This is a genomic window from Pantoea sp. A4, from assembly GCF_000295955.2.
GTDB lineage: Bacteria > Pseudomonadota > Gammaproteobacteria > Enterobacterales > Enterobacteriaceae > Pantoea > Pantoea multigeneris.
Genome location: NZ_ALXE01000019.1, coordinates 202852 through 226018, shown reverse-complemented (window position 1 = coordinate 226018; position 23167 = coordinate 202852). Strand labels below are relative to the sequence as shown.

Annotated in this window: 24 protein-coding genes; 7 read left to right on the top strand and 17 right to left on the bottom strand. The window is 53.3% G+C overall.

Features of this window, described 5'->3' with window-relative positions; genetic code table 11:
* Positions 1–35: 35 nt before the first annotated feature.
* From B880_RS0105565 to rluE, 8 genes are all read right to left on the bottom strand, one after another.
* Positions 36–1157, bottom strand: a complete 1122-nt coding sequence (locus tag B880_RS0105565) for a ribosomal protein uL16 3-hydroxylase (protein ID WP_017346392.1) — start codon at positions 1155–1157, stop codon at positions 36–38.
* Positions 1158–1214: 57 nt separating this feature from the next.
* A complete protein-coding gene (phoQ, locus tag B880_RS0105560) occupies positions 1215–2675 on the bottom strand; it encodes a two-component system sensor histidine kinase PhoQ (RefSeq protein WP_017346391.1) in 1461 nt (486 codons plus the stop codon).
* 1 nt (position 2676) lies between these two features.
* Complete coding sequence (gene phoP / locus B880_RS0105555; protein WP_017346390.1) at positions 2677–3351, bottom strand: two-component system response regulator PhoP; 675 nt, start codon at positions 3349–3351, stop codon at positions 2677–2679.
* A gap of 108 nt (positions 3352–3459) precedes the next feature.
* Positions 3460–4830 carry an adenylosuccinate lyase gene (gene purB / locus B880_RS0105550; RefSeq protein WP_017346389.1) on the bottom strand — a complete coding sequence of 457 codons (1371 nt, stop codon included), beginning with the start codon at positions 4828–4830 and terminating at the stop codon, positions 3460–3462.
* Between the two features lie 47 nt (positions 4831–4877).
* Positions 4878–5519 carry a high frequency lysogenization protein HflD gene (gene hflD, locus B880_RS0105545; RefSeq protein WP_017346388.1) on the bottom strand — a complete coding sequence of 214 codons (642 nt, stop codon included), beginning with the start codon at positions 5517–5519 and terminating at the stop codon, positions 4878–4880.
* Between the two features lie 30 nt (positions 5520–5549).
* Positions 5550–6662, bottom strand: coding sequence for a tRNA 2-thiouridine(34) synthase MnmA (gene mnmA / locus B880_RS0105540; RefSeq protein WP_017346387.1), 1113 nt, complete (start codon positions 6660–6662; stop codon positions 5550–5552).
* Between the two features lie 41 nt (positions 6663–6703).
* The gene (locus B880_RS0105535; RefSeq protein WP_017346386.1) at positions 6704–7177 is read right to left on the bottom strand and encodes an NUDIX domain-containing protein; all 474 of its coding nucleotides are present in this window, start codon (positions 7175–7177) and stop codon (positions 6704–6706) included.
* Between the two features lie 46 nt (positions 7178–7223).
* Positions 7224–7844: a 23S rRNA pseudouridine(2457) synthase RluE gene (rluE, locus tag B880_RS0105530; RefSeq protein WP_017346385.1), complete on the bottom strand. Its 621-nt coding sequence runs from the start codon at positions 7842–7844 to the stop codon at positions 7224–7226.
* Positions 7845–7975: 131 nt separating this feature from the next.
* Here rluE and icd point away from each other — a divergent pair, with 131 nt between their 5' ends.
* The gene (icd, locus tag B880_RS0105525; RefSeq protein ID WP_017346384.1) at positions 7976–9226 is read left to right on the top strand and encodes an NADP-dependent isocitrate dehydrogenase; all 1251 of its coding nucleotides are present in this window, start codon (positions 7976–7978) and stop codon (positions 9224–9226) included.
* Positions 9227–9454: 228 nt separating this feature from the next.
* On the opposite strand, the gene B880_RS0105520 is transcribed toward icd, so the two are convergent.
* Positions 9455–10462 carry a LacI family DNA-binding transcriptional regulator gene (locus B880_RS0105520; RefSeq protein ID WP_017346383.1) on the bottom strand — a complete coding sequence of 336 codons (1008 nt, stop codon included), beginning with the start codon at positions 10460–10462 and terminating at the stop codon, positions 9455–9457.
* Between the two features lie 257 nt (positions 10463–10719).
* Here B880_RS0105520 and B880_RS0105515 point away from each other — a divergent pair, with 257 nt between their 5' ends.
* The 4 genes from B880_RS0105515 to B880_RS0105500 are packed head-to-tail and all read left to right on the top strand — an operon-like array spanning position 10720 to position 14164.
* The gene (locus tag B880_RS0105515) at positions 10720–11043 is read left to right on the top strand and encodes a PTS sugar transporter subunit IIB (protein WP_017346382.1); all 324 of its coding nucleotides are present in this window, start codon (positions 10720–10722) and stop codon (positions 11041–11043) included.
* Complete coding sequence (locus B880_RS0105510; protein WP_017346381.1) at positions 11040–12356, top strand: PTS cellobiose transporter subunit IIC; 1317 nt, start codon at positions 11040–11042, stop codon at positions 12354–12356. The genes B880_RS0105515 and B880_RS0105510 overlap by 4 nt, the downstream gene beginning before the upstream one ends.
* Positions 12356–12697 carry a PTS lactose/cellobiose transporter subunit IIA gene (locus B880_RS0105505; protein WP_017346380.1) on the top strand — a complete coding sequence of 114 codons (342 nt, stop codon included), beginning with the start codon at positions 12356–12358 and terminating at the stop codon, positions 12695–12697. The genes B880_RS0105510 and B880_RS0105505 overlap by 1 nt, the downstream gene beginning before the upstream one ends.
* 33 nt (positions 12698–12730) lie before the next feature.
* Complete coding sequence (locus B880_RS0105500) at positions 12731–14164, top strand: 6-phospho-beta-glucosidase (protein ID WP_017346379.1); 1434 nt, start codon at positions 12731–12733, stop codon at positions 14162–14164.
* Positions 14165–14207: 43 nt separating this feature from the next.
* On the opposite strand, the gene B880_RS0105495 is transcribed toward B880_RS0105500, so the two are convergent.
* The 6 genes from B880_RS0105495 to B880_RS0105470 form a co-directional block, all read right to left on the bottom strand.
* The gene (locus B880_RS0105495) at positions 14208–16322 is read right to left on the bottom strand and encodes a TonB-dependent receptor (RefSeq protein ID WP_017346378.1); all 2115 of its coding nucleotides are present in this window, start codon (positions 16320–16322) and stop codon (positions 14208–14210) included.
* 280 nt (positions 16323–16602) lie between these two features.
* Positions 16603–17118 (bottom strand): Ail/Lom family outer membrane beta-barrel protein, encoded by a 516-nt coding sequence (locus B880_RS0105490; protein ID WP_017346377.1) that lies wholly within the window; start codon positions 17116–17118, stop codon positions 16603–16605.
* Between the two features lie 390 nt (positions 17119–17508).
* Entirely contained in the window at positions 17509–17607 is a 99-nt protein-coding gene (locus tag B880_RS26635; protein ID WP_157060512.1) for a YoaK family small membrane protein, read from the bottom strand.
* Positions 17608–17723: 116 nt separating this feature from the next.
* Positions 17724–18086 (bottom strand): hypothetical protein, encoded by a 363-nt coding sequence (locus tag B880_RS0105480; RefSeq protein ID WP_017346375.1) that lies wholly within the window; start codon positions 18084–18086, stop codon positions 17724–17726.
* Between the two features lie 165 nt (positions 18087–18251).
* On the bottom strand, positions 18252–20456 hold the full coding sequence (locus tag B880_RS0105475; RefSeq protein WP_071524380.1) for a FepA family TonB-dependent siderophore receptor: 2205 nt from the start codon (positions 20454–20456) through the stop codon (positions 18252–18254).
* A 314-nt stretch (positions 20457–20770) separates the two neighbouring features.
* Positions 20771–21019: a DUF883 family protein gene (locus B880_RS0105470; protein WP_017346373.1), complete on the bottom strand. Its 249-nt coding sequence runs from the start codon at positions 21017–21019 to the stop codon at positions 20771–20773.
* Between the two features lie 134 nt (positions 21020–21153).
* Here B880_RS0105470 and B880_RS0105465 point away from each other — a divergent pair, with 134 nt between their 5' ends.
* Entirely contained in the window at positions 21154–21360 is a 207-nt protein-coding gene (locus tag B880_RS0105465) for a DUF2767 family protein (RefSeq protein WP_017346372.1), read from the top strand.
* Between the two features lie 5 nt (positions 21361–21365).
* Here B880_RS0105465 and B880_RS0105460 read toward each other — a convergent pair whose 3' ends face one another.
* Positions 21366–21701, bottom strand: a complete 336-nt coding sequence (locus B880_RS0105460; RefSeq protein ID WP_026042440.1) for a hypothetical protein — start codon at positions 21699–21701, stop codon at positions 21366–21368.
* Between the two features lie 207 nt (positions 21702–21908).
* On the opposite strand from B880_RS0105460, the gene B880_RS0105455 reads away from it, so the two are divergent.
* Positions 21909–22115, top strand: a complete 207-nt coding sequence (locus B880_RS0105455) for a hypothetical protein (RefSeq protein ID WP_017346370.1) — start codon at positions 21909–21911, stop codon at positions 22113–22115.
* A 97-nt stretch (positions 22116–22212) separates the two neighbouring features.
* On the opposite strand, the gene ldcA is transcribed toward B880_RS0105455, so the two are convergent.
* Positions 22213–23139 carry a muramoyltetrapeptide carboxypeptidase gene (ldcA, locus tag B880_RS0105450; RefSeq protein WP_017346369.1) on the bottom strand — a complete coding sequence of 309 codons (927 nt, stop codon included), beginning with the start codon at positions 23137–23139 and terminating at the stop codon, positions 22213–22215.
* Positions 23140–23167: the final 28 nt, after the last annotated feature.

The window sequence follows — 23167 nt, the reverse complement described above, 5'->3', positions numbered from 1 at the left end:
GGTCTGTGCCGGGGCTGTGCGTTCAGCGCGAAGTCTTATTCGCCGAAGAACCAGTAACCGCTGTTGACCAGCCCGGCCAACTGCGCCAGTACGGCGGGATCATCCAGCGCATCGCCGAAATCTTCCAGCGTCAGCTCCTGATGATGAGCCAGTGCCGCGAGGAATTCCGGGCGCTGGGAAGTGAGCTGTTCACCGTTGATATAGACCGCGTTGCCGATGGTCAGCACGCGCAAGCCGCCGAGGCGGGTGAGCGCATCACCCTGCTGTAGCGCATCATAAATCTCATCCGGCTGATACGGCGGTTCTGGTGGTGCCAGATCCAGCTCGTGGCGCGTCTGCGAAATAAACTCACCGAACCAGCGATCAAACTGCTCTGGCTGTTGAATCACATCCAGCATGGTTTGACGAATGCCTTCAATCTCCTGTGGCAGGATCTGTGACGGGCAGTCGCGTGCTGGCACATCAGGATCGCTGAAGCGGTAGCTGCCTAGCTCATTGGCCAGCGCATAGTCGGCGAAGCTGCTGATCAGCTCGCGACCACTTGGCGCGCGGAACCCCACAGAGTAGTTGATGGCGTTTTCCAGCGAGTAGCCTTCGTGCGGGAACCCAGGTGGAATATAGAGGATATCGCCCGGTTCCATCTCTTCGTCGATGATGGCGTCGAAGGGTTCAACTTGCAGCAAATCCGGGTGAGGGCAGTGTTGCTTCATCGGGATTTTCTCCCCCACGCGCCAGCGGCGGCGGCCGGTGCCCTGTACGATAAACACATCATACTGGTCGAGGTGTGGCCCAACGCCACCGCCCGGAGGGGCAAAGGAGATCATCAGATCATCGGTACGCCAGTCTGGCAGCGCACGGAACGGGCGCATCAGTGCCGCAGAAGGCTCATGCCAGTGGTTAACCGCCTGCACCAGCAGTGACCAGTTGGATTCGCCGAGATGGTCGTAGCTCTCGAATGGGCCGTGTGCAACCTGCCATTTGCCATTGTTATGGCTGACCAGGCGGCTATCCACTTCGTTTTCCATGGCCAGGCCGGCCAGCTCATCAGGCGAAATAGGATCGATGAAATTTTTAAAACCACGTTTCAACACTACCGGGCGTTTTTGCCAATAGCGTTCAATAAATTCAGGCCAGTTTAGATCGAGCTGATAGTCCATACCGCTGTTCCACTCAGGAAGACACAAGGAGCCAAGTATAACAGCCTGCGGGCGATTCTACTCGCGACGATGTTCCACTTCCTGGCGATGAAACACCACTTCCATGCGTGCACCGCCTAGCGGGCTGGAAGATGCGGTGACTTTGCCATCGTACTGCTCGAGGATGTCGCGGACCACGGCCAGACCCAGTCCCTGGCCAGGACGCAGGGTATCGGCACGTTGTCCACGCACGAAGATTAAATCGCGTTTGCTTTCAGGGATGCCTGGGCCGTCGTCGTCAATAAAGAGATGCAGGGCATGTTCCGTTTCACGCGCACTGACCTCAATAAATTCCAGGCAATATTTGCAGGCGTTATCCAGCACGTTACCCAGCACTTCCATAAAGTCGTTTTGGTCGCCCATAAAGGTCAGTTCAGGGGAAATATCCAGGCTGATGGAGACCCCTTTACGCTGATAAACTTTGTTTAGCGCGGAACACAGGCTGTCGAGCAGCGCAGAGACGGAGTGGAGATCGCGCTGTAACGGGTTGTGATCGGCCTGCATACTGGCACGGTGCAGGTAATAGCCAATTTGTTGCGAGATACGGCTGATCTGCTCCAGCATCACCGGCTCGGCCTGTTCGATCGTCAGCTGCTTGCCGTTTCGCAGGGAACGTAGCGTACTCTGTAACACGGCCAGAGGCGTTTTCAGACTGTGCGTCAGATCGGCTAACGTGGTGCGATAGCGCGTATACCGCTGGCGCTCATTGCCGAGCAGGAGATTAAGGTTACGGACCAGACTGCGCAGTTCTTGCGGTGGATTATCGTCCAGGCTTTCGCGCTGGTTGGTTTCCAACTCGCGCACCTGTGCCGTTAACAGGCCAATCGGACGCAGACTCCACTGCGCGGCAAGCCACAGCAGCGGAATAATCAGCAACAGGTTGGCGGCCAGCACATAGCTGAACCATGACCACACCACGTCGGAGTGTTGTAGCTCCTGTGGGATGGAGTCCACCACCACAATGGTTAAAGCGGGCAGGTTTGTGGTGGCATCATAGCGGTTGACCGCCACGGAGTGGGTAAAGGTATCGTTGTTATTGCTGTCAATAGCATGGATACGCTGCTGTGCGGCTTCGTTATTGCCGATGGCGACAACGCTGGTACGATTGTTGGTATCAATTTCGTAGAAGTCAGGTTTCAGCAGCCATTCACGTTTAATTTTATTACGAATCTGCGGCACATCGCGCTGCTGCCACAGTAAGCGACCGTGCTCATCGTAAATAAATACCAGCGTAGGAAAGTTGAGCGTCATCCGCTCCGGCTGGGCAATCGTCAGGCGGTTATCCTGCCATTGTGCGAGGGTGTAAAACAGGTTGCTTTCACCCCGCATGACGCGATAGGCGTTTTTATCAAAGCTGACCACATAGCCAACCACGGCCACCATGCCGTAGGAGAGTGAGAGAAACAGCACGATAGCAGCGCACGCCAGCAAAAAGCGGGCGCGCAGTGAAAATGGACCTTTGATCTTAAGTGCGGTCATATTACCCGTTTAAATCGAAGCGATAACCTTGACCACGCACTGTAGTGATAACTTCAAAGGTATGCAACGCCTGGATTTTTTTCCGCAGACGGCCCATTAATACGTCAATGGTGTGGCTTTCACGCAGTTCCGCATCCGGGTAAAGCTGGAGCATCAGTGAGTCTTTGCTCACGACCTTGCCTGCGTTGCGAATCAGGGTTTCTACGATGGTGTATTCAAAGGCGGTGAGCTTCACTGGCTCATCGTGAATAGTGAGTTCACGCCGCGAGAGATCAACCTGAAACGGCGTCATCGCAATAATCTGTGAGGCATGCCCACTGTTGCGACGCATCAATGCCTGCAAACGTGCGGCAACTTCCTCAATGTGAAACGGTTTTGTGACGTAGTCATCGGCACCGGCTTCCAGCGCTTCGACTTTCGCCTGCCAGCCTTCACGTGCAGTCAGGACAAGAATGGGCTGCCGGACATCTTCACTGCGCCAGCGGCGAATCAGTGTCATGCCGTCTTCATCCGGTAAACCTAAGTCGACCAGGACAATATCCGGCAGGTGCTCACGCAGAAAATAATCGGCTTCTTTGGCGTCTTCGGCAGCATCAACCTGATGGCCCATTTCACGCAGTTGCACGGAGAGGTGGTGGCGCAACAGGGCATTGTCTTCCACGACCAAAACACGCATATATGATCCTTAACTAACGAAACGATGAAGTATGAAAGGGAAAGTATAGGTGATGGCGGCTAAACAGCAGGTTAACGCAGACCGGAGGCCCGGTCTGCGAGAGGGTACTTACTTCAGGTCGTCAACCAGTTGGATGGCGCGTCCCAGATAGTTGGCGGGTGTCATCTGCTTCAGACGCACTTTCTCTTCTTCTGGCAGCGCCAGGCTGTCGATAAATGCCTGCATACCCGCAGCGTCAACACGCTTACCGCGCGTCAGCTCTTTCAGCTTCTCGTAAGGTTTTTCAATGCCATAACGGCGCATAACGGTCTGGATTGGCTCCGCCAGGACTTCCCAGTTCTGGTCCAGCTCATCCAGCAGACGTGCGCGGTTAACTTCCAGCTTGGAGATGCCTTTCAGCGTTGCCTGATAGGCAATCAGGGCATAGCCCACGCCAACACCCAGGTTACGCAGTACGGTGGAGTCGGTCAGGTCACGCTGCCAGCGTGAAACAGGCAGCTTGCTCGCCAGATGCTGCAACACAGCGTTAGCCAGGCCCAGGTTGCCCTCGGAGTTTTCGAAGTCAATCGGGTTAACTTTGTGCGGCATGGTAGAAGAGCCGATTTCGCCCGCAATCGTCTTCTGCTTGAAGTGATTGAGTGCAATATAACCCCAGATATCACGATCGAAATCGATCAGGATAGTGTTGAAACGCGCGATGCAGTCAAACAGCTCTGCGATGTAGTCATGCGGCTCAATCTGTGTGGTGTACGGGTTCCAGGTGATGCCCAGTGAGGTAACGAAAGCTTCGCTCAGCTGGTGCCAGTCAACTTCCGGGTAAGCAGAGATGTGGGCATTGTAGTTACCTACGGCGCCATTGATTTTACCCAGCACTTCGATGTTGCCGAGCTGGCGCAGTTGGCGCTCCAGACGGTACGCCACGTTTGCCATCTCTTTGCCCATGGTTGATGGGGTAGCGGGCTGACCGTGGGTACGGCACAGCAGAGGAATATCGCGGTATTCCTGTGCCAGCGCTTTCACGGCATCAATGATCTGCTTCCAGTAAGGCAGAATCACATCGCGGCGCGCGGTGTTCAGCATCAAGGCATGAGACAGGTTATTGATATCTTCTGAAGTACAAGCGAAGTGAATGAACTCAGAAACCGCGTGCAGGGCAGCGACGTCAGCCACTTTTTCCTTCAGGAAATACTCAACCGCTTTCACATCGTGGTTGGTGGTGCGTTCAATGGTTTTGATGCGTGCGGCATCTTCTTCACTGAAGTTGGCGACAATTGCATCAAGGAAAGCGTTTGCGTCAGCGTCAAAAGCAGGAACTTCCTTGATCTCTGCGGTCGCGGCCAGTTTTTGTAACCAGCGAACTTCCACCTCAACGCGGAATTTCAGCAGACCAAATTCGCTGAAGATAGCGCGTAGTGGGCTGACTTTGTCGCCGTAACGACCATCGACTGGTGAGACGGCGGTCAGAGAGGATAATTCCATCAGTGCAACTCCTGAATCATTTAGCAAAGCGTGAATGCCGCGCCAGCTTAGTACGCTGGCGGCAGGCGGGATAAAAGGTTATTCGCTTCACGCAGTAGCTGTTTGCGTGCAAGCATCAGCTGCAGGCGGCCACCGCCAACCTGCTGCCATAATACGGCAGAACGTATGCCCGCCAACAGCGTGGCGCGCACCCGGCTCTGGACCTGGGTGTTCTGTAAAACGGCGGGGGAGCCAGTGACCTGGATACGCGGCCCAAGGGGGCTAATCACATCAACGTAAATCCCCGCCATTGCGCTGGTAATGGTATCTGATTCCAGCTCGTAATGCGCCAGTTGACGATCTAACTGGCCGATGCGCTGTGCCAGGGTGTTTAGCGCGGTTTTGTTGGCATTCAGTTTGCGCTCCAGCACCATCAGGCTGAGGGTATAACGCGTCAGTTCCGCGCCTACTCCCTGCCGGGTCGCACTGTTCAACACCGCAACCAGCGTTTCGAGGCCAAGCCGTAAATTCGCTTCCTGGTTGCCGTACACAGCCAGTACGGAAGTGGGGCTAAGATCAAGCAGACTACGCAGCGAGGTGGTGAACGCTTCGGGTTGGCACTGCCCCTGATGCGCTAACTGCTGCGTCAGGTGTGCGGCCTGGCAAATACCTGCCAGTGCCAGCGTAATCTCATAGTAGTTCTTAGCCACGATTATTCCTTTATACGGGGAGCAACAACGTTACTGCGCCACTAACGGCAAGCGTTCTTCAATCACGCCGCCACCAAGGCACACTTCGCCGAGGTAGAACACGGCAGACTGGCCTGGTGTCACTGCGGCGACCGGATCGGTAAAACGCACTTCAATGCGGCCATCAGCCAGCGGGGCTACGGTGCAAGGAATATCGGTCTGACGGTAGCGGGTTTTCACGGTACAGGTGAAGGGTGCGGTAATGTCAGCACGATCAACCCAGTGAAGCTGCCCGGCGACCAATCCTACGGACATCAGGCGCGGGTGTTCGCCCCCCTGAGCCACAATCAGACGGTTGCGTTCAACGTCTTTGTCGACCACGTACCATGGATCGTCTTTGCTCTCTTTGAGACCGCCAATGCCCAGACCTTTACGTTGGCCCAGCGTGTGGTACATCAGACCCTGATGCTCACCCACAACCTGACCATCGACGGTTTCGATGACGCCGGGTTGTGCTGGCAGATAGCGGCCGAGGAAGTCACGGAACTTACGCTCACCAATGAAGCAGATGCCGGTAGAGTCTTTTTTCTTCGCGGTGATCAAATCCAGCTGTTCAGCGATGCGGCGAACCTCGGGTTTTTCCAGCTCGCCCACCGGGAACAGGCTCTGCGCGACCTGCTCATGGCTGAGGGTGTAGAGGAAATAACTTTGGTCTTTATTGCCATCTAACCCGCGCAGCAGGTGGCTGCGACCGTCAATATCCTGGCGACGCACGTAGTGGCCGGTGGCAATGAAGTCGGCACCGAGATCTTCCGCCGCGAATTCCAGAAACGCTTTGAATTTGATCTCTTTGTTACACAGGATATCGGGGTTAGGCGTGCGGCCCGCTTTGTACTCTTCCAGGAAGTGTTCAAACACGTTATCCCAGTACTCGGCGGCAAAATTGACTTTATGGAGCTTGATCCCCAGTTTGTCACAGACAGCCTGTGCATCAGACAGATCTTCAGCTGCGGTACAATACTCCTCGCCGTCGTCTTCCTCCCAGTTCTTCATGAACAGGCCTTCAACCTGATAACCCTGCTGTTGCAGTAACCAGGCGGAAACGGAAGAATCGACGCCGCCGGACATACCGACGATCACTTTTTTCTGGCTGTTGTCAGACATGACTTTAACTCACTAGCGATAAAAACAGGCGGCGTATTCTATCACGCCTGTCCCTGTTGCGCACCTTGCGCAAACGGCCACTGAAAGGCACTCAACAACGTTAACGGATAACGCACATTTTGCTGCCATAAGCGGACACTTTCGGCGACCAGCGGCGAACGGAGGTTATCTGCATGGATAATCTGTTCCGGTGTCAGCCACCAGCAGCGGTCTATATCGCTGTCTTGCGGCTGGGTAACCGCTTTTTCTGTTAACTCCAGCGCGAACAAGAAGCGCAGAAACGGGGTGTTATCCGGGGCGATCCACTGTTGAACACCGAGGAAATACTGCATTTCGGCATGAATTCCGGTCTCTTCATACAGCTCGCGCTGCGCAGCCTGTTGCACGGTTTCTTCGGCTTCGAGGTGGCCAGCAGGCTGATTGAGCGTGGGGCGGCCGTTAACTCGCTCTTCTACCACCAGTAATTCACCCTGTGCTGCGACGATACATGCGACGGTAACATGAGGTTTGAACATCGAATCTCCCGTTAAGTTAACCTGCGGTTATGTGTTGCTGAACCCGTTAGGCGGTGATTTCGCACCATTCACCCGATGCTAACTGCCCTAAGGTATGCTCCCCCATTGCGTAGCGGATCAGGCGCAAGGTGGGGAAACCAATATGCGCCGTCATGCGGCGAACCTGACGGTTTCTGCCTTCAAATAGCGTGATCTTTAGCCACTGAGTGGGAATGTTTTTGCGCTCACGAATCGGGGGATTGCGCGGCCACAGCCACGTTGGCTCGTCGACCGCCTCCACCCCGGCCGGGAGGGTCGGGCCATCATTAAGGGTGACGCCAGCCCGCAATTGTGCCAGATCGGCTTCCTGCGGCTGGCCTTCCACCTGAACAAAATAAATTTTGCCGGTGCGTTTGCCTGGTTGGGTCAGTGCGGCCTGGAGCTGGCCGTCATTGGTCAATACCATCAACCCTTCGCTGTCGCGATCGAGCCGACCTGCCGCATACACATCCGCCACGGGAACAAAATCCTTCAGCGTTTGACGGCCTGCTTCATCGCTAAATTGCGGCAAAACATCAAAAGGTTTGTTAAAGAGTATGACGCGGCGAGGCCCGCGCGCGCGTTCCGGGCGGCGTGCGGGGCGGCTGAATCGTTTATCCTGGTGATTTCGTTGAGAAGTTTTTCGCATGGTCTTTGCAGTCAGTCACAATTGGCGCATTATAGCGCGAAATTGCGATGATTGGCGTGGCGACAATATTCGAGTAGTATTGAGCCGCATCTTACAAATCATTAACAAAAAAGCGCTCGAAGGAGAGGTTAATGGAAAGCAAAGTAGTTGTTCCGGCAGAAGGTCAGAAAATCACCCTCAATCAGGGAAAACTGGTAGTACCGAATAACCCAATCATCCCTTTCATTGAAGGTGACGGCATCGGAGTTGATGTTTCTCCTGTGATGCTGAAAGTCGTCGACGCTGCTGTGAAGAAAGCCTACAACGGTGAGCGAAAAATTTCCTGGATGGAAATCTACACGGGTGAGAAATCCGTTGAACTGTACGGCCAGGACGTATGGTTACCGCAGGAAACCCTCGATTTAATCAAAGAATACCGCGTTGCCATCAAAGGCCCACTGACCACGCCGGTCGGCGGCGGTATTCGTTCTCTGAACGTTGCTCTGCGCCAGGAACTGGACCTGTACGTCTGCCTGCGCCCAGTACGTTACTACAAAGGCACCCCAAGCCCGGTTAAGCGTCCAGAAGATACCGATATGGTGATCTTCCGTGAGAACTCAGAAGATATCTACGCGGGTATCGAGTGGAAAGCCGGTTCTGCTGAAGCAGACAAAGTGATCAAGTTCCTGCGCGAAGAGATGGGCGTGAAGAAAATTCGCTTCCCTGAGCAGTGTGGTATCGGTGTTAAGCCGTGTTCAGAAGAGGGCACTAAGCGTCTGGTGCGTGCTGCTGTTGAGTACACCATCACCAACGATCGTGACTCACTGACCCTGGTTCACAAAGGCAACATCATGAAGTTCACCGAAGGTTCTTTCAAAGACTGGGGCTACCAGGTTGTGAAAGAAGAGTTCGGCGGCGAGCTGATTGATGGCGGCCCATGGCAGAAATTTAAAAACCCGAACACCGGTAAAGAGATCATCGTTAAAGATGTGATCGCCGATGCCTTCCTGCAGCAGATCCTGCTGCGTCCAGCTGAATACGACGTTATCGCCTGTATGAACCTGAACGGTGACTACATCTCTGATGCCCTGGCGGCACAGGTTGGCGGTATCGGTATCGCACCAGGCGCTAACATCGGTGACGAATGTGCACTGTTCGAAGCGACCCACGGTACTGCACCTAAGTATGCTGGTCAGGATAAAGTGAACCCAGGTTCCGTTATCCTGTCTGCAGAAATGATGCTGCGTCATCTGGAGTGGTTCGAAGCGGCCGACCTGATCGTTAAAGGTATGGAAGGCGCAATCGCGGCTAAAACCGTAACCTACGACTTCGAACGTCTGATGGACGGCGCTAAGCTGTTGAAATCTTCTGAGTTTGGTGACGCGATTATCGCGAACATGTAAGACTCGGTAAGATGAGAACCCCGGTCGCCCTCTGGGCGGTCGGGGTTTTTTATTGCCTGAGCGACCAGAATTACCTTCGATCTGACTGGTGAATAAATCTATGCACAGAAGTGGCATGGATGACGATTTTGAGTCTATCCACGACACGCAGGATTGATGCCCCGACATGAATCTAAGGAAAATTTACCCCAGATGGCGAAATTGACGCTGGGCTGAATCTGGCAGGCGCTACCTTAAAGCACGCACCGAATCCCGTTCTACCCACTGGCTGCGCAGGAGAGGGCGGGGTTCTGGTTTTTCTCCTGCCAGCATACTGCGCAACTGCGTGATAGCCTGTTCGACCATGGCCGCCATCGGCACTTGCACGGTGCTAAGCGGCGGGTGGAACCACTGTGCGAGGGGAATATCATCAAACCCCATCAAAGAGACATCCTCCGGGATCTGTTTTCCTGCCGAACGCAGCGCCTGCGCGGCACCCATCGCCATATCATCATTACTGGCCACCAGGGCGGTAAACACCACCTTTCTGGCCAATATTTCGCTGGCTGCACGTTGTCCACTGGCTGGGGTCCAGTCACCTTCGGCGACGAGCTGTGCATTCAACGTCAACCCTTGTGCCTGCAAAGCGGAAAGATAACCCTGCCAGCGGCTATCGCCGGTAGGGGAATGGGACATGCCGCGGATAAAGGCGATGCTTTTATGCCCGCGTGCAATCAGTGCGCTCACCGCAGCATGTGCATCCGCCTGATGATCAATACATACAGCCAGTTCAGGATGCTGCACCAACTGGCGATTAAGCACCACCAGTGGCTGATTGAGCTGCGGGATCAGGGCATCTATCTGCGCGACGTCGAGATAACGGGGGTAGAGAATCATCGCATCACAGCGCATATCTGCCAGAAACTGAATGGCTTCGCGCTCCTGCTCCGCACTGTGTTTGCCGTCTGCCAGCATCAGCTGTGAACCTGACTGCTCGGTGAGGATCGCAGCCTGATAGAGCAATTCACTGAAGAATGGCCCGTGATACAGGGTATTTGGTGCCATTAAACCAATGCTGTGTGAGCGCTGCGTAGCCAGGTTGCGCGCCACCAGATTAGGCCGATAACCCAGCGCTGCAATCGCCTGTAAGACTTTATCCCGCACCGGTTTAGAGACATAACTGTGTCCGGCCAACACCCGGGAGACCGTGGCTTTTGACACGCCTGCACGTAAGGCCACCTCTCGCATTGTTACCATGTTTCACCTGCCTGGCTGGATCACCGCTGAGCTACGGATAGTAAGCATAAGCCTAATTAAATACGCTTTCTGGGTAAATGGATTTTTTTCGTCATCTTTGCAGCAATATGAAACCGGTATCACATTTTTCCTGGTTTTATTATGACAGTGCAGGTAGCTGATTGCGGAAGGGATCACAAAAGAACAAAGATTAATCTGTAACCGGTTGCAGGTTGCGGCAGTGATGCGCTAATAGTTAAAAAAACAGGAGGTGAGTCATGGTGAAAATTTTATTGTGTTGCTCTGCCGGAATGTCCACCAGTATGGTGGTGCAGAAAATGGAAAAGTACGCTCAACAAGCTGATTTAAAAGCTGAAATACTGGCTGTTTCACTTGAAGAGTTCCGCGATACCTTACCGAGATTCGACTGCTGTTTACTGGGTCCGCAGATCAAATACAAACTGGCGGAATTTAAACAGGTTGCGAGTGAGTTAAATATTCCGGTGGATGTTATTAATCCGATGGATTACGGCATGTTAAACGGTGAGAAGATATTTAAGTCCGCGCTTTCGTTAATTGCCGCCAATAAGGGGGCGGTATGAGCAGCTTCGCGGACAGCTTATTTGGCGTGATAGAAAATCGTATCAGCCCGGTGGCTGCCCGCTTATCCAGCCAGCGTCATGTGGTGGCAATAAAAGATGGTTTTATTGCCTCGATGCCCTTTCTCATCGTCGGTTCGTTCATGCTGTTGTTTTCACACCCGCCATTCAGCGCCGACAGCCAGTGGGCTTTTGCCCAGTGGTGGTTAGGCATCGTGAAAGCCCACAACGAAACCCTGATGATGCCCTACAACATGACGATGGGCATTATGTCGGTGTTTATCACCGGGGCGATTGCCTATAACCTGGCGCAGAGTTACAAACTCAACGGCCTGATGGCGGCGCTGCTGGCCGTCATGTCATTTTTGCTGGTCGCCGCGCCGCAACAGGGGGGCACGCTCTCTGCTGCTTCGCTCGGAGGGGAAGGGATCTTCACCGCCATTCTGATCAGCCTGTATGCCACCGAAGTGATGCATCTGCTGCATAAATACCATATTGGGTTCCGCCTGCCTGAGCAGGTTCCGCCCAAGATCCGTCAGTCTTTCGACCTGCTGATCCCGATTATGGTGATGTTCCTGACGCTGTTTCCACTCAGTCTGTGGATGCAAAGTCAATTTGGTCTGCTGATCCCACAGGCCATCATGGCACTGTTCGCGCCAGTGATTTCCGCCGCGGATTCGCTACCCGCAGTACTGTTGGCGGTGCTGTTGTGTCACCTGCTGTGGTTTGCGGGTATTCACGGCGCGGCGATTGTCGGCGGCATTTTACAGGCGTTCTGGTTGAGTAATTTGGGGCTGAACCAGGCGGCGCTCAACAACGGTGAAACGGTCACTAAAATATTCATCGAACCTTTCTGGCAGTTCTTTATCACGGTGGGCGGTTCGGGGGCTACGTTGGGTCTGGTGCTGCTTTATCTGCGTAGTCGCTCAGCGCACCTGCGGGCGATTGGTCGCCTCGGTCTGGTACCGGGGATGTTCAATATTAATGAACCGGTCATCTTTGGTTCGCCCGTGGTGATGAACCCGCTGCTGTTTATTCCCTTTATTACGACTCCGCTCATCAATGCGGTGATCGCCTGGACCGCAACCCGCACCGGGCTGATTAATCACGTTATTTCGCTGGCTCCCTGGACGACACCGGGGCCAATTGGTGCCGCCTGGTCTACCGGTTGGGACCTGCGGGCAGTGGTGTTGGTGCTGTTTTTAATCGGCTTATCGGCCCTGATTTATTACCCGTTTTTCAAAATGTACGAACGCCAGTTGCTACAGCAAGAGGTGGATATGGCGGCTGAGAACGTCGCGGAACAGGAGGCTTGATGATGCAAACCGAAGAGATGGAAAGCACCGTGATGATGTTAATCATCCATGCCGGAGAGGCCCGTTCGGCTGCGATGCAGGCGTTGCAAGCGGCGCGGGAGGCCAACTGGCAGCAGGCGGATGATCTGCTGCAACAGGCGTCAGTTGCCTCGCGCGAAGCCCACAAAATACAGACCAGCCTGATCGGTGCCGATGAAGGCAGCGGTAAAATCCCGGTCAATTTGATTCTGGTCCATGCGCAGGACCATCTGATGAATGCGATGTTATGTCGTGATCTGGTGGAAGAGCTGATCTACCTGCATCGCCAACTGCGGTCGCTACACACTGCTCACTCACACTAATTTCTGATCGTTTAAGCAAAACAAGGTGGAATTATGTCACAACAGTTTCCCGAAGATTTCCTCTGGGGTGGAGCGGTTGCAGCCCATCAAGTTGAAGGCGGCTGGCAGGAGGGCGGAAAAGGTCCCAGCATTGTCGATGTGCTCACCGGAGGCGCGCACGGTGTCGATCGTGAAATTACCGATGGCGTCCTGCCTGGCAAACACTACCCGAATCACGTCGCGACCGATTTTTATCATCATTTCCCACAAGATATTGCCCTGTTTGCCGAGATGGGCTTTCGCTGTTTCCGTACCTCGATCGCCTGGACGCGCATTTTCCCCAATGGCGATGAAACTGAGCCTAATGAAGAGGGCCTGCACTTTTATGATGCGATGTTCGACGAGCTGCGTGAGCACCGGATTGAACCGGTGATCACGCTGTCGCACTTCGAAATGCCGTTGCACCTGGTTAAACAGTACGGTGGCTGGCGCAATCGTGCGCTGATTGACCTGTTTGTGCGCTACAGCGAAGTGGTGCTGGAGCGCTACAAGCACAAGGTCAAATACTGGATGACCTTCAATGAGATCAACAACCAGCGCAACTGGCGCAAACCGTTATATGGCTACAGTAACTCCGGCGTAATCTTTACCGAGTTTGAAAAGCCAGAAGAGGTGATGTACCAGGTTCTGCATCATCAATTTGTAGCTAGCGCCCAGGTGGTGGCATTAGGGCGCAAAATAAACCCTGAGTTCAAAATCGGCTGTATGCTGGCGATGGTGCCGCTCTATCCTTGGTCTTGCGATCCCGAAGACGTGATGTATGCACATCAGGCAAACCGTGAACGCCTGATGTTTGGTGATGTTCATATGCGCGGTCATTACCCGGCCTATGTGCGCCAGGAGTGGGCGAATCGTGGTTTCCAGATTGAGATTGCGGAAGGGGATCTGGAGATCCTGCAACAGGGCTGCTGTGACTATCTTGGCTTCAGTTATTACATGAGTAACGTGGTACAGCACGCGGCAGCGGCACAGCATAAAGATAAAGACAGCTATCCCGGCAGCAAAAAAAATCCACACCTCCAGGCGTCCGACTGGGGTTGGCAGATCGATCCCACCGGGCTGCGCTATACCCTCAACCTGCTCTATGAGCGTTATGAGAAACCTCTGTTTATTGTGGAGAACGGGCTAGGTGCGGTGGATGAGGTGAATCCGCGTGGGGAAATTGACGATGATTATCGTATCAACTACCTGCGTGAACACATTGTGCAGATGAAAAAAGCGATGCTGGAAGATGGTGTTGATCTGCTGGGCTTTACGCCGTGGGGCTGTCTGGACTGCGTCTCCTTTGGCACGGGGCAATACAGCAAACGGTATGGCTTTATTCATGTCGATCGCCATGATGATCAGACGGGGGATTTCCAGCGGCGGCGGAAAAAAAGCTTCTACTGGTATCAACAGGTGATCGCCTCAAATGGCGACAAGCTGTAACCGGGCAGAGCGCCATCCCACCCGGGATGGCGCCAGATAACACTCAGAAGCTGTAGTTAAGCGACAGCCAGTAGTTGCGGCCTGGCATCACATAGCCGCTGGTGGAAGCCTGCGTATTGAAGTAGTTCCCCGCATACATGCTGCTGCTACCAGACTGGTAGAGCTGCACTTCTGAGAAGTCTTTATCCAGCAGGTTATTCACCGAGCCGTTCAGTTTGACGTTTTTCGTCAGCTGATAAGAGGCACCGAGATTCACCACGGTCCAGGCTTTCAGGTACGCCCCCTTGTTGTTATACACCGCCTGTTCCACCGCCGACAGATTGTTGTAGTTGTCGGTAAAGCGGACGGTCTTGCCCTGATACTGCGCTTCGATCCAGCTGTTCAGATCTTCATTGATCTGCCAGCTAATACGCGCGTTAGCGGCACTGCGAGGCGTGTTGGTCAATGCGGCACCTGGGTTATCGCCACCGATTTGCTGGCTTTGGGTGTAGGTGTAGTTACCGTTGAACGTCACTTCTGGCACGAACAGCGGGAAGGAGGTGGCGAACTCAATCCCCTGGGTACGCGCTTTGCCTACGTTAGCGTAGGTGGTGGTGGTGTCGTTCACCGTCTGCGATTCAATCGCATTGCGGAAGTTGTTAATGAAGCCGGTGATGTTCGCTTTGAACTGCGCATCATTGCTGTAGTAAATGCCCAGCTCGTAGTTAACACTCTCTTCCGGCTTAAGGTTTGGATTGCCGATGGTTTCGGTTAAGCCGTTCCCGCCAACGCCGCTGACGCCATCGTGCAACTGTGCCAGAGAAGGGGTTTTATAGCCGGTGCTGACGCCGCCTTTTACCGTCCAGTCATCCAGCGCATTCCAGACCAGATAGGCGCGTGGGCTGATGTGGCTACCAAAGTCATCATGCTTTTCAACGCGTGCGCCATAAGTTAGCGTCAGCGGGTCGAGTAACTGCCAGTCATCTTCACCAAACAGCGCCCAGGTTTTTTGATCGAACGTTTCGCCGCTGTTGGCGAGCACGATGCCATCTTTCAGCCGGGCTTGCGAGAACTCTGCACCGGCAGTGACCAGATGTGAATCACCAATCGGTGCCACCAGGGAGGTGTGCAGCATCAGGTTGGTATTACGCAACTGACGGCCTTCGCCTGCTTTACTGCTGTTCGCCGCATTGAGCGTCTTTTTCGTCAGCAGGCGTCCGGTATTGGCGGTGTTATCCCACAGCAGGTACGAACTCCAGCGGCCAAAGCTTAAATCCGTATCATGGCCAACCATCAGCTTATTGCGCTGATAGCGCAGGGTGTCGGTGTAGCCGCCACCGGAGGTGCCAACCGGGCCCAACTGGCCGTTACGGTTGTCATACTTCTGGCGTGAGGTGTCTGCGTCGATCCACAGGGTGTTTTTATCACTGGTTTTCCAGCTCAGCTTGCCACCAAAGTTGTAGTTATCACTCTGGGTTGGGTAGGGGACGCGGGTGTTGCTGCCGCTGTCGCTGAGTGAGGTGACGCTGGAGCCCTGACGGTGCAGGAAACTGCCACGTAGCGTCAGGTTGAGATTGTCACTGGCTAACGGCCCGCTGGCATAGAAATCATACTTCTGGCTGTCGCCCCACTTGCTATGCTCCTGGACGTTATGGCCAATATCTACCGCACCGTGCCAGGTTTTGCTCTCTTTTTTGGTGATGATGTTAATGACACCACCGATGGCATCTGAACCATACAGCGTCGACATTGGGCCACGGATCACCTCAATGTGATCGATGGCCGACATCGGCGGCATCACCGCCGTGTTCAGGGTACCGAAGCCGTTGGGGGTGAGATCTGAGCTGGCATTCTGACGAACGCCATCGATGAGGATCAGCGTATAGCTGCTCGACATCCCGCGAATGCTGATATCCAGGCCACCGGTTTTCCCGGTGCTGCCGTGAACGTTGACCCCTTCAATATTTCCCAGCGCTTCGCCGAGATCCTGGTAGTTTTTCTCCTGCAGTGATTGTTGGCTAATCACGGAGACAGAGGCAGGCGCATCCGTCAGCTTCTGCTCATAGCCATTCGCCGTGACGACCAGCGTGTCGTCTGCGGTTGCAGCCTGGGCCAGGTTCGGTAGTAGTGCAATCAGTGCTGCGCTGAATAATCCCGCAGCTTTATCATTATTTTTCATGTCCGAAAGACGTCCTGTTTCAGTAAGTAAATCAAGCGCCGGAATGATAATGAAAATGATTGCTATTTGTAATTCTTCTTGAGGATCGCTTACAGTTTGTTGAGGTTGGGTTTAATTTCAACAATTGTGGAGGGAATGTGTAGCGTAAAAAATAAACAGCAGAGGAGGGCGGGTTAATGAGGGCGAATATTTTCACCGGAAGAATAAACAGGGCGAAAATAATAAAGGAAACCCTGGGGCTTCCTTTATTGTTTATATTTTGTCTATCAGCAAGGGCTGATTAGAATTTATAACCTACGCCAACGTTCCAGGTACCAACCTGAGTGTGACCCGCGGTACCGTATTCGTAGCCCGCATCCAGAACGATATTCTGGTATGGGTTGAACTGTACGCCTGCTCCGTAAACCAGCAGTGAGCTGTCGTGGTTCTGGGTCACTGCGTTACGGCTGAATTTGCTGCTCGCATAACCGTAACCAACGTCTGCGTAAACGCTAGACCAGTCGTTGATACGGTAAGTTGGGCCCGCTTTCAGAGAGAAGTAGTGGTGTGAACCGTCTCCTGAATCGCTGTAGTTGTTACCGGTGTAAGTAATGCCACCCATTACGCCCCAGTCGTTAGTCAGTTCATAACGACCCTGCAGCTGTACGCCTTTAGCGTCAGTGCCGTGGGTGTGGTTGAAATGACTCTGTGCATAACCGATGGTGGTGGTGACGTCGCCAGCGGCAGCATTTGCTGCGCCAACTACTGAAGTTAAACCTGCGAGTACCAGTGCTGAAGAAATAATAATTTTTTTCATGGTGTATTACCTTATAAAGACATAAACGCATTTGCTTCTGTGGAATGAATTCTGTCATCAGCTTGAAAGAATGTTTTGGCATTTTGTGAGATCGTTCAATCAGGATAAATATCGTTGAGCTGCCGTTGAAGTCTGTGTGAAAGTGTTAATTTCATTATCTGAAAATGCGTTTTTTTTCAATTTGTGCGCATTTTAATGCATATTGTATTTATTGTAGGCAGATAAAGGGTGAATAATGTCCGTTTACTTCATTAATTGAAATGAAATGAGAGCGTTGTCAGTGTGTATCATGCTGAAATAGCGTTAAGGAAAGCGCATGGAATGATAAATTAAACGCGCGGCGTTGGCGCAAGAGCCCCTGTATAAACGCCGCAATTGCCGCTTTATTGTTCAGCTGCCTGGCATCCAGGCGCCACTGAGGACAAACCACGCCAGTAAACTGACACCAGCCACGATGATCGCGATAGGAAAAAGAATACCGATTCTCACACACAAATCCTGTTAAAGAGGTTTCCGGGAGGGGGTATTTTAACTGGCGGGGAGCAAAGAGACAGCAAAAAGATGGGCTTCACCCCCGGTAAAGGGGGGTGAAGCAGCAGTGCGGTTTATTCAGTGACTTTTTTCTTCAGGTCACTGGCACCTTCTTTGGTTTTGTCCCAGCCTTTTTGGCTGGCTTCTTTGGTTGAGTCCCAGCCTTTTTCAGTGGTCTCTTTGGTTTTGTTCCAGGCTTTCTGGCTGCCTTCCTGAATTTTATCACCGGTGGTGTTGCCGCCGTTCTCAGCTTTGTTCTGTGCTTTGGTTTTCAGCTCAGAACCACGGTGTTCTGCCTGATGCAGTTTCTCTTTTGCCGTATTGGCACCGGCCTGTGCATTTTCTACTGTGCTGTCAGTTGCGTGTGTTAAAGCACCAGCTGCCCAGCCAGAAGAGGCGAAAAGTACCAGTGAAAGCGCTAAAATTGATTTTTTCATGATCGTATATTCCCTATAGACAATTTTTTATCTGGCGACCACTACGTCGCGTCATAAGAGCTTAGTCGCTGTTGCGCAGAATGGAATAAGAAAAATGCCTAATTTATTTTATCGGGGAGAGGGCGGGGATGGCGGCACCGCAGTGCCGCACATCATCAGACGGGATTAGAACGAGGTGGTAACACCTGCGTAGTAAGCGCGGCCTGGTTCATTGTAGGTTGATGCACCATCGTTGGAACGGTAGATGCGTTTGTCCAGCAGGTTGCTGATGCCAGCAGTAAAGCGCAGATTTTTATTCACCTGATAGTTCGCGCCAAGGCCAAACAGGGTGTAAGCCGCCACTTCGGTATCAGACATTGAACCCACTTCTTTGCGAATATCCGCAGTGTGACGTGGCTTTTGACGTCCGTAGTTGGTCATGCTCAGGCTGGTAGAGAACTGATCGGTGACCTGCCAGTCAAGCCAGGTGTTCACAGTATATTTCGGGATCAGCGACAGTGGGTTACCGGTCTCTTTATAGCGTGAGGTGAACATATAGGTCGCGTTGGTGCGCCAGGTCAGCGTGTCTTCGATCAGTGGCAGCGTCAGGTTGGCTTCCAGACCTTGCGTCAGCGCTTTGCCGCCGTTCTCCCAACGGTAGACATTGTAGCTGGAGCTGTACCAGCCGCTTACCGCGACGGTGCCCAGCGAGTCATCACCGGCAACGATCTTGTTCTGGTAGTCGTTGCGGAAGTAGGTCAGCCCGGCCGCATAGCCATCGTGATGCCACTGGATACCGGCTTCTTTATTGACGCTGATTTCAGGTTTCAGATTGCTGTTACCCAACAGGTAGCATCCGCCTGAACTGCCCACCGCACAGCCATTACCGCTACTTGCTAACAGATAGCCATCGCTAGACTGGTACAGGTTCGGTGCTTTAAACACGCGTGCAATACCGGCTTTAAAGGTGAAGTCATCCCCCAGCTCCTGCTGCAGGTTCAGGCTTGGGCTCCAGTTGCTGCCAAAGCGATCGCTGTAGTCAAGACGCAGGCCCGGAATCAGCGTGGTGCCATCCAGCACATCCATGGTGTCTTCTATATACAGTGCACTCAGCTCTTGTGAGTTCTTGCCACTGCGGTCGGCTGAATTGCCAGAAACGCCATCAATGCTCACATCACCGGCATCCGTCTCCTGCATTGAAGCCGGATCGTTGAGGGTTTCACGATTCCACTCTCCACCCAAGGTAAGCGTGTTATCGACCCACAACGTAAAGGGAATGGTCAGCTCTTCGCTGGCGCGGAAGGCTTTGTAACGGCTGGTGGTATAGGTATTGCTGTTGATCATCCCCTCTACTTTACCGGTGGAACCTTCGGCCAGCCGGGTATTGTTGGTCTTCTCGTAGTTCAGGCTCAGGCGTGACTGGCCCCAGTCGAAGATACCGTTGTGGGTGATGTTCCAGTTCTGGCGGTACATGCGGTTGGTTTCTGCGCCATACAGATCGGGCACCAGCGTACTGAGGTTGCTGTTGCTGTACTGGGTATCACCGGCATAAATGTTGCCCTGGCGGCTGTAGGAGTAGCCAAAGTCGAGGATCTGCGTTGGGCTGATTTTCCACTGGAACAGGGTATTAATATCGCGATTACGCACCCCTTCGCGGCCCGCAGCGTAGGACCCATTTTCAGCGGTATTGATGTTATAGGCGTCAGCGTCGGTTTTGTTGATGTTGCCATACAGGCGCATGGAGAGAACATCATCAATCAACGGACCGCTGAGGCTGAAGTTCATGCGCTTGGTCGCGCCCTCTTTGTCATCTTCCGGCTGGTTGGTGAACAGCGAAAGCGAGCCATGCCAGTCGTTGGTTGGACGTTTGGTGATGATGTTAACCACACCGCCCATCGCCCCAGATCCGTAGTGAGCGGCAGCGGGGCCACGCAGTACGTCGATATGGTCAACCATTTCCGCTGGCACCCAGTTAGAATCACCGCGGGTATCGCGTTCGCCGGTACGGCTGTAGCGAACGGAATCACGGGAAGTCACTGGATTGCCGTCGATCAAGATCAACGTGTTTTCCGGGCCCATACCGCGAATATCAATTTGGCGGTTGTTACCCCGGCTGCCTGAGGCACTGTTGCCGGTTAAATTCACCCCCGGCATCTTACGAATGATGTCGGACAGATCGTTAACCGGCGGATGTTTTTCAATATCTTCTTTGGTAATCAGAGATGCGCCCGGCTGCTGCTTGAGCGCATCTTCGGCTTTAGCGGTAACCACTAAATCCTGTTCATTGGTGGGATTGGCTTTTTTCTCCGTGCTGGCGGTCGCGGCATCATTGCCGGTTAGCGACAGAGGCGCCGTGTCTGTTGCGGCCAGTGCGTAGCCACCGTTAATCATTAACCCGATGAGTATCGAAAGCGTTGTTTTTTTGCTGTAAAAAGACTGCGACATAAGTTACACCCTGTAATCATTATCAACACAATAAAATGAAGCAGGGAATAATTATCATAATGATTCTCATTTGTAATACATTTGAAATATTTTGCAATAAGTCAGCGCATTTGGTTACATGCCCTGTCAGGGAACTGTATTGACGTTTAGAAAACGTTAGGTTTGTGGAGGGATTAAGGAGAGGTGGTTTCAGGGTTTTGCCGTGGAAATATCAGGAAACTGATAATTTTTCAGGTTAACAGTTTCCTGCCAATTAATGGCTAGCGACGGCCCAATAAAAAGCCCACCAACAGACCCACACCTGCCGCAATGGCAAGCCCCGCCGTTGGGTTCTCTTTCACCTGCTGTTGCAGGCAATCGGCGGCATCTTTGGCAGCATGGCTGGCCCGGTGTGAGTAGCGACGTGCAGCACCACGTAACTGGTGGCGCGGTGAGTCAGTCACCTCTCCCCACTGCTGTTCAGCAGCACCGGCAAATTCTTCCAACGTGTCTTTCGTTTTCCCGGACATAGTGTTCTCCATGGTTTGCGTTCAGATAAAGCATAGCAAACGCATTCAGTTTTGCCGGGCAGGCGCTTCGCTTGCAGGATGGCCCAGGCGTGACTAGGTTTACCTATTGGACCGCGTCGAAAGAGGAGGAACGTATGAAACGTGATGTACTCAATGAAGAAGACTATGACGAAGTTTGCCGCGTTATTGGTGATGCTGTGATTGTCCTGGCTGAGAGTGGGCGTGACACTCGCCGTCTGGCACTGACGGATGTCCTTCAGCGCGCTCGCCATGAGCGAGCGCACAGTGAAAGAGACGAACAGCGGCTGCTGGAGCATGCCATCAGGCTGGTCAAACCCTAAATGCGTTAACTGGCCGGGCAATTCCAGGTGATCATCGTGTCCTGCCACGGATTAATCAGGCGGAACTGGTGATCGGAGAGCCGTTGAGCGTAGTATCCCTCGCTCGTGACCGCAGAAGGAACATACTGAAAGCGATCGAGCGAGTGCAGTCTGCCGCTGTCTACCACTACGCCACCCTTACTCACGCTGAATGAGGTGACGAGGTCAAAAATATGTCCCTGGGTTTTGCCCATCGGTTGCCCGCTAATGGTTGCTACCTCTCCGGGGCAGTCTACCCCGTGCGGCGTGGATGAACAGCCCGCAATAATCAAAGCCATACTGAGTAAAATAAGTCGCCGCATTTCCTTTACCTGCCTGATTCCATCACTAATGGCATAATTCTGAGTTTATCACATGCGCAACCTGCTGCTGTGGTATTCCCCACGCTCTGGTAATCTCTGGCTGGGTTAATTGTTAAGCATTAGCACGGTTACTGGATGACATTGATTGCGTAGAAAGGGTACCCTTGCCATTGTCACGCACCGGGAAAACCGAACAGGAGTCGTAAGATGCGAGAAGAAGATGCCAGTTTGATGATTATCCGCCACAGTGTCTCTCAATTAGAAGATCAACAAAAACAGCAAGTTATTTCCTGTGTTGCTGCATTACGTCAAACCATGAGCGCATTTAACCGTGAAGATGCCGAGCTGGCGCTGATGGTGGTGGCAGCAGAAGTGGCGGCTGATGAGCAACCGGGCACCGAGACAGAACGATAACGTTTGATGACCAAAAGAAGGGCCGACGTTTTCCGAAGAGTACCAACGCTGGTCATTGTTACTCTGGCTTGTCATCCCCCCTTTTTGCCTGTACCTCTTAGCGACGCAGTATCGGATGCCCGCTGATGGCGAGCTTTGCATTGCCCTCGCTGACATTGAGCTGTGCTTGTGCCCCTACCGGCAGAGTGACCGTATCGGCTTCGTGACCGTAAGCCAGATCGCTGACCACCACCAGGCCATACTGCGCACGCAGTCGCTGCCAGACGCTATCGAGATCAAAGCCTTGATCGTAATCTGACACCGTACTTTTACTGAAACTACCGGTAATGATCGCCTGTTGGCGGGCAAGAATGCCACACTGCTGTAGCTGGTTCAGCATCCGTTCCACCCGGAACGGATGCTCGTTGATATCCTCGATCACTAAAATCCCGTTCTCAATCTGAGGCATCCAGCGTGTGCCGATTAACGAGCAGATCATGGCAAGATTGCCCCCCCAAAGTTGCCCCTGCCATGTGCCCTGATCGGGGGTGAGCGTTTGCCAGTTGAGGGTGTAAGTCTCAGAAGTTAAGGCCTGCCAGAAGTGCTGTTCCGTAAAGGAAGAGGGGATTTCTGCCCCAAAATTGCCGGCCAGCATCGGTGAGCTGAAGCTGATTAAGCCACACTCGGCTAGCAGTGCCAGCTGCAGGGCAGTGAAATCGCTGTGACCGCACAATGCCAGCGGTTGGTGCTGTAGGCGGCGTTGCAACGCCGGATAATTAATGGATTCCAGCAGCCGACCCACACCATAGCCTCCGCGCACGGCCATCACGATATCCGGCAATGAGTCCAGTTCTGCCAGTTGGTTTATCTCGTCTAACCGTTGCTGGTCGTCTCCGGCGAAGCGCTGAAAACGGCGGGTGACAGCCTGTAGGTTCTCAACCTGGTGGCCAGCTTCACTCAGGCGGGCAATCCCCCGCTGTGCGGCAGCTTGATTAACACAGTAACCCGAAGGGGCGATAAGGCGAATACGGCGAGAGGCGGTCATGGTATGATCCCTGTGACAGCAAGTATCA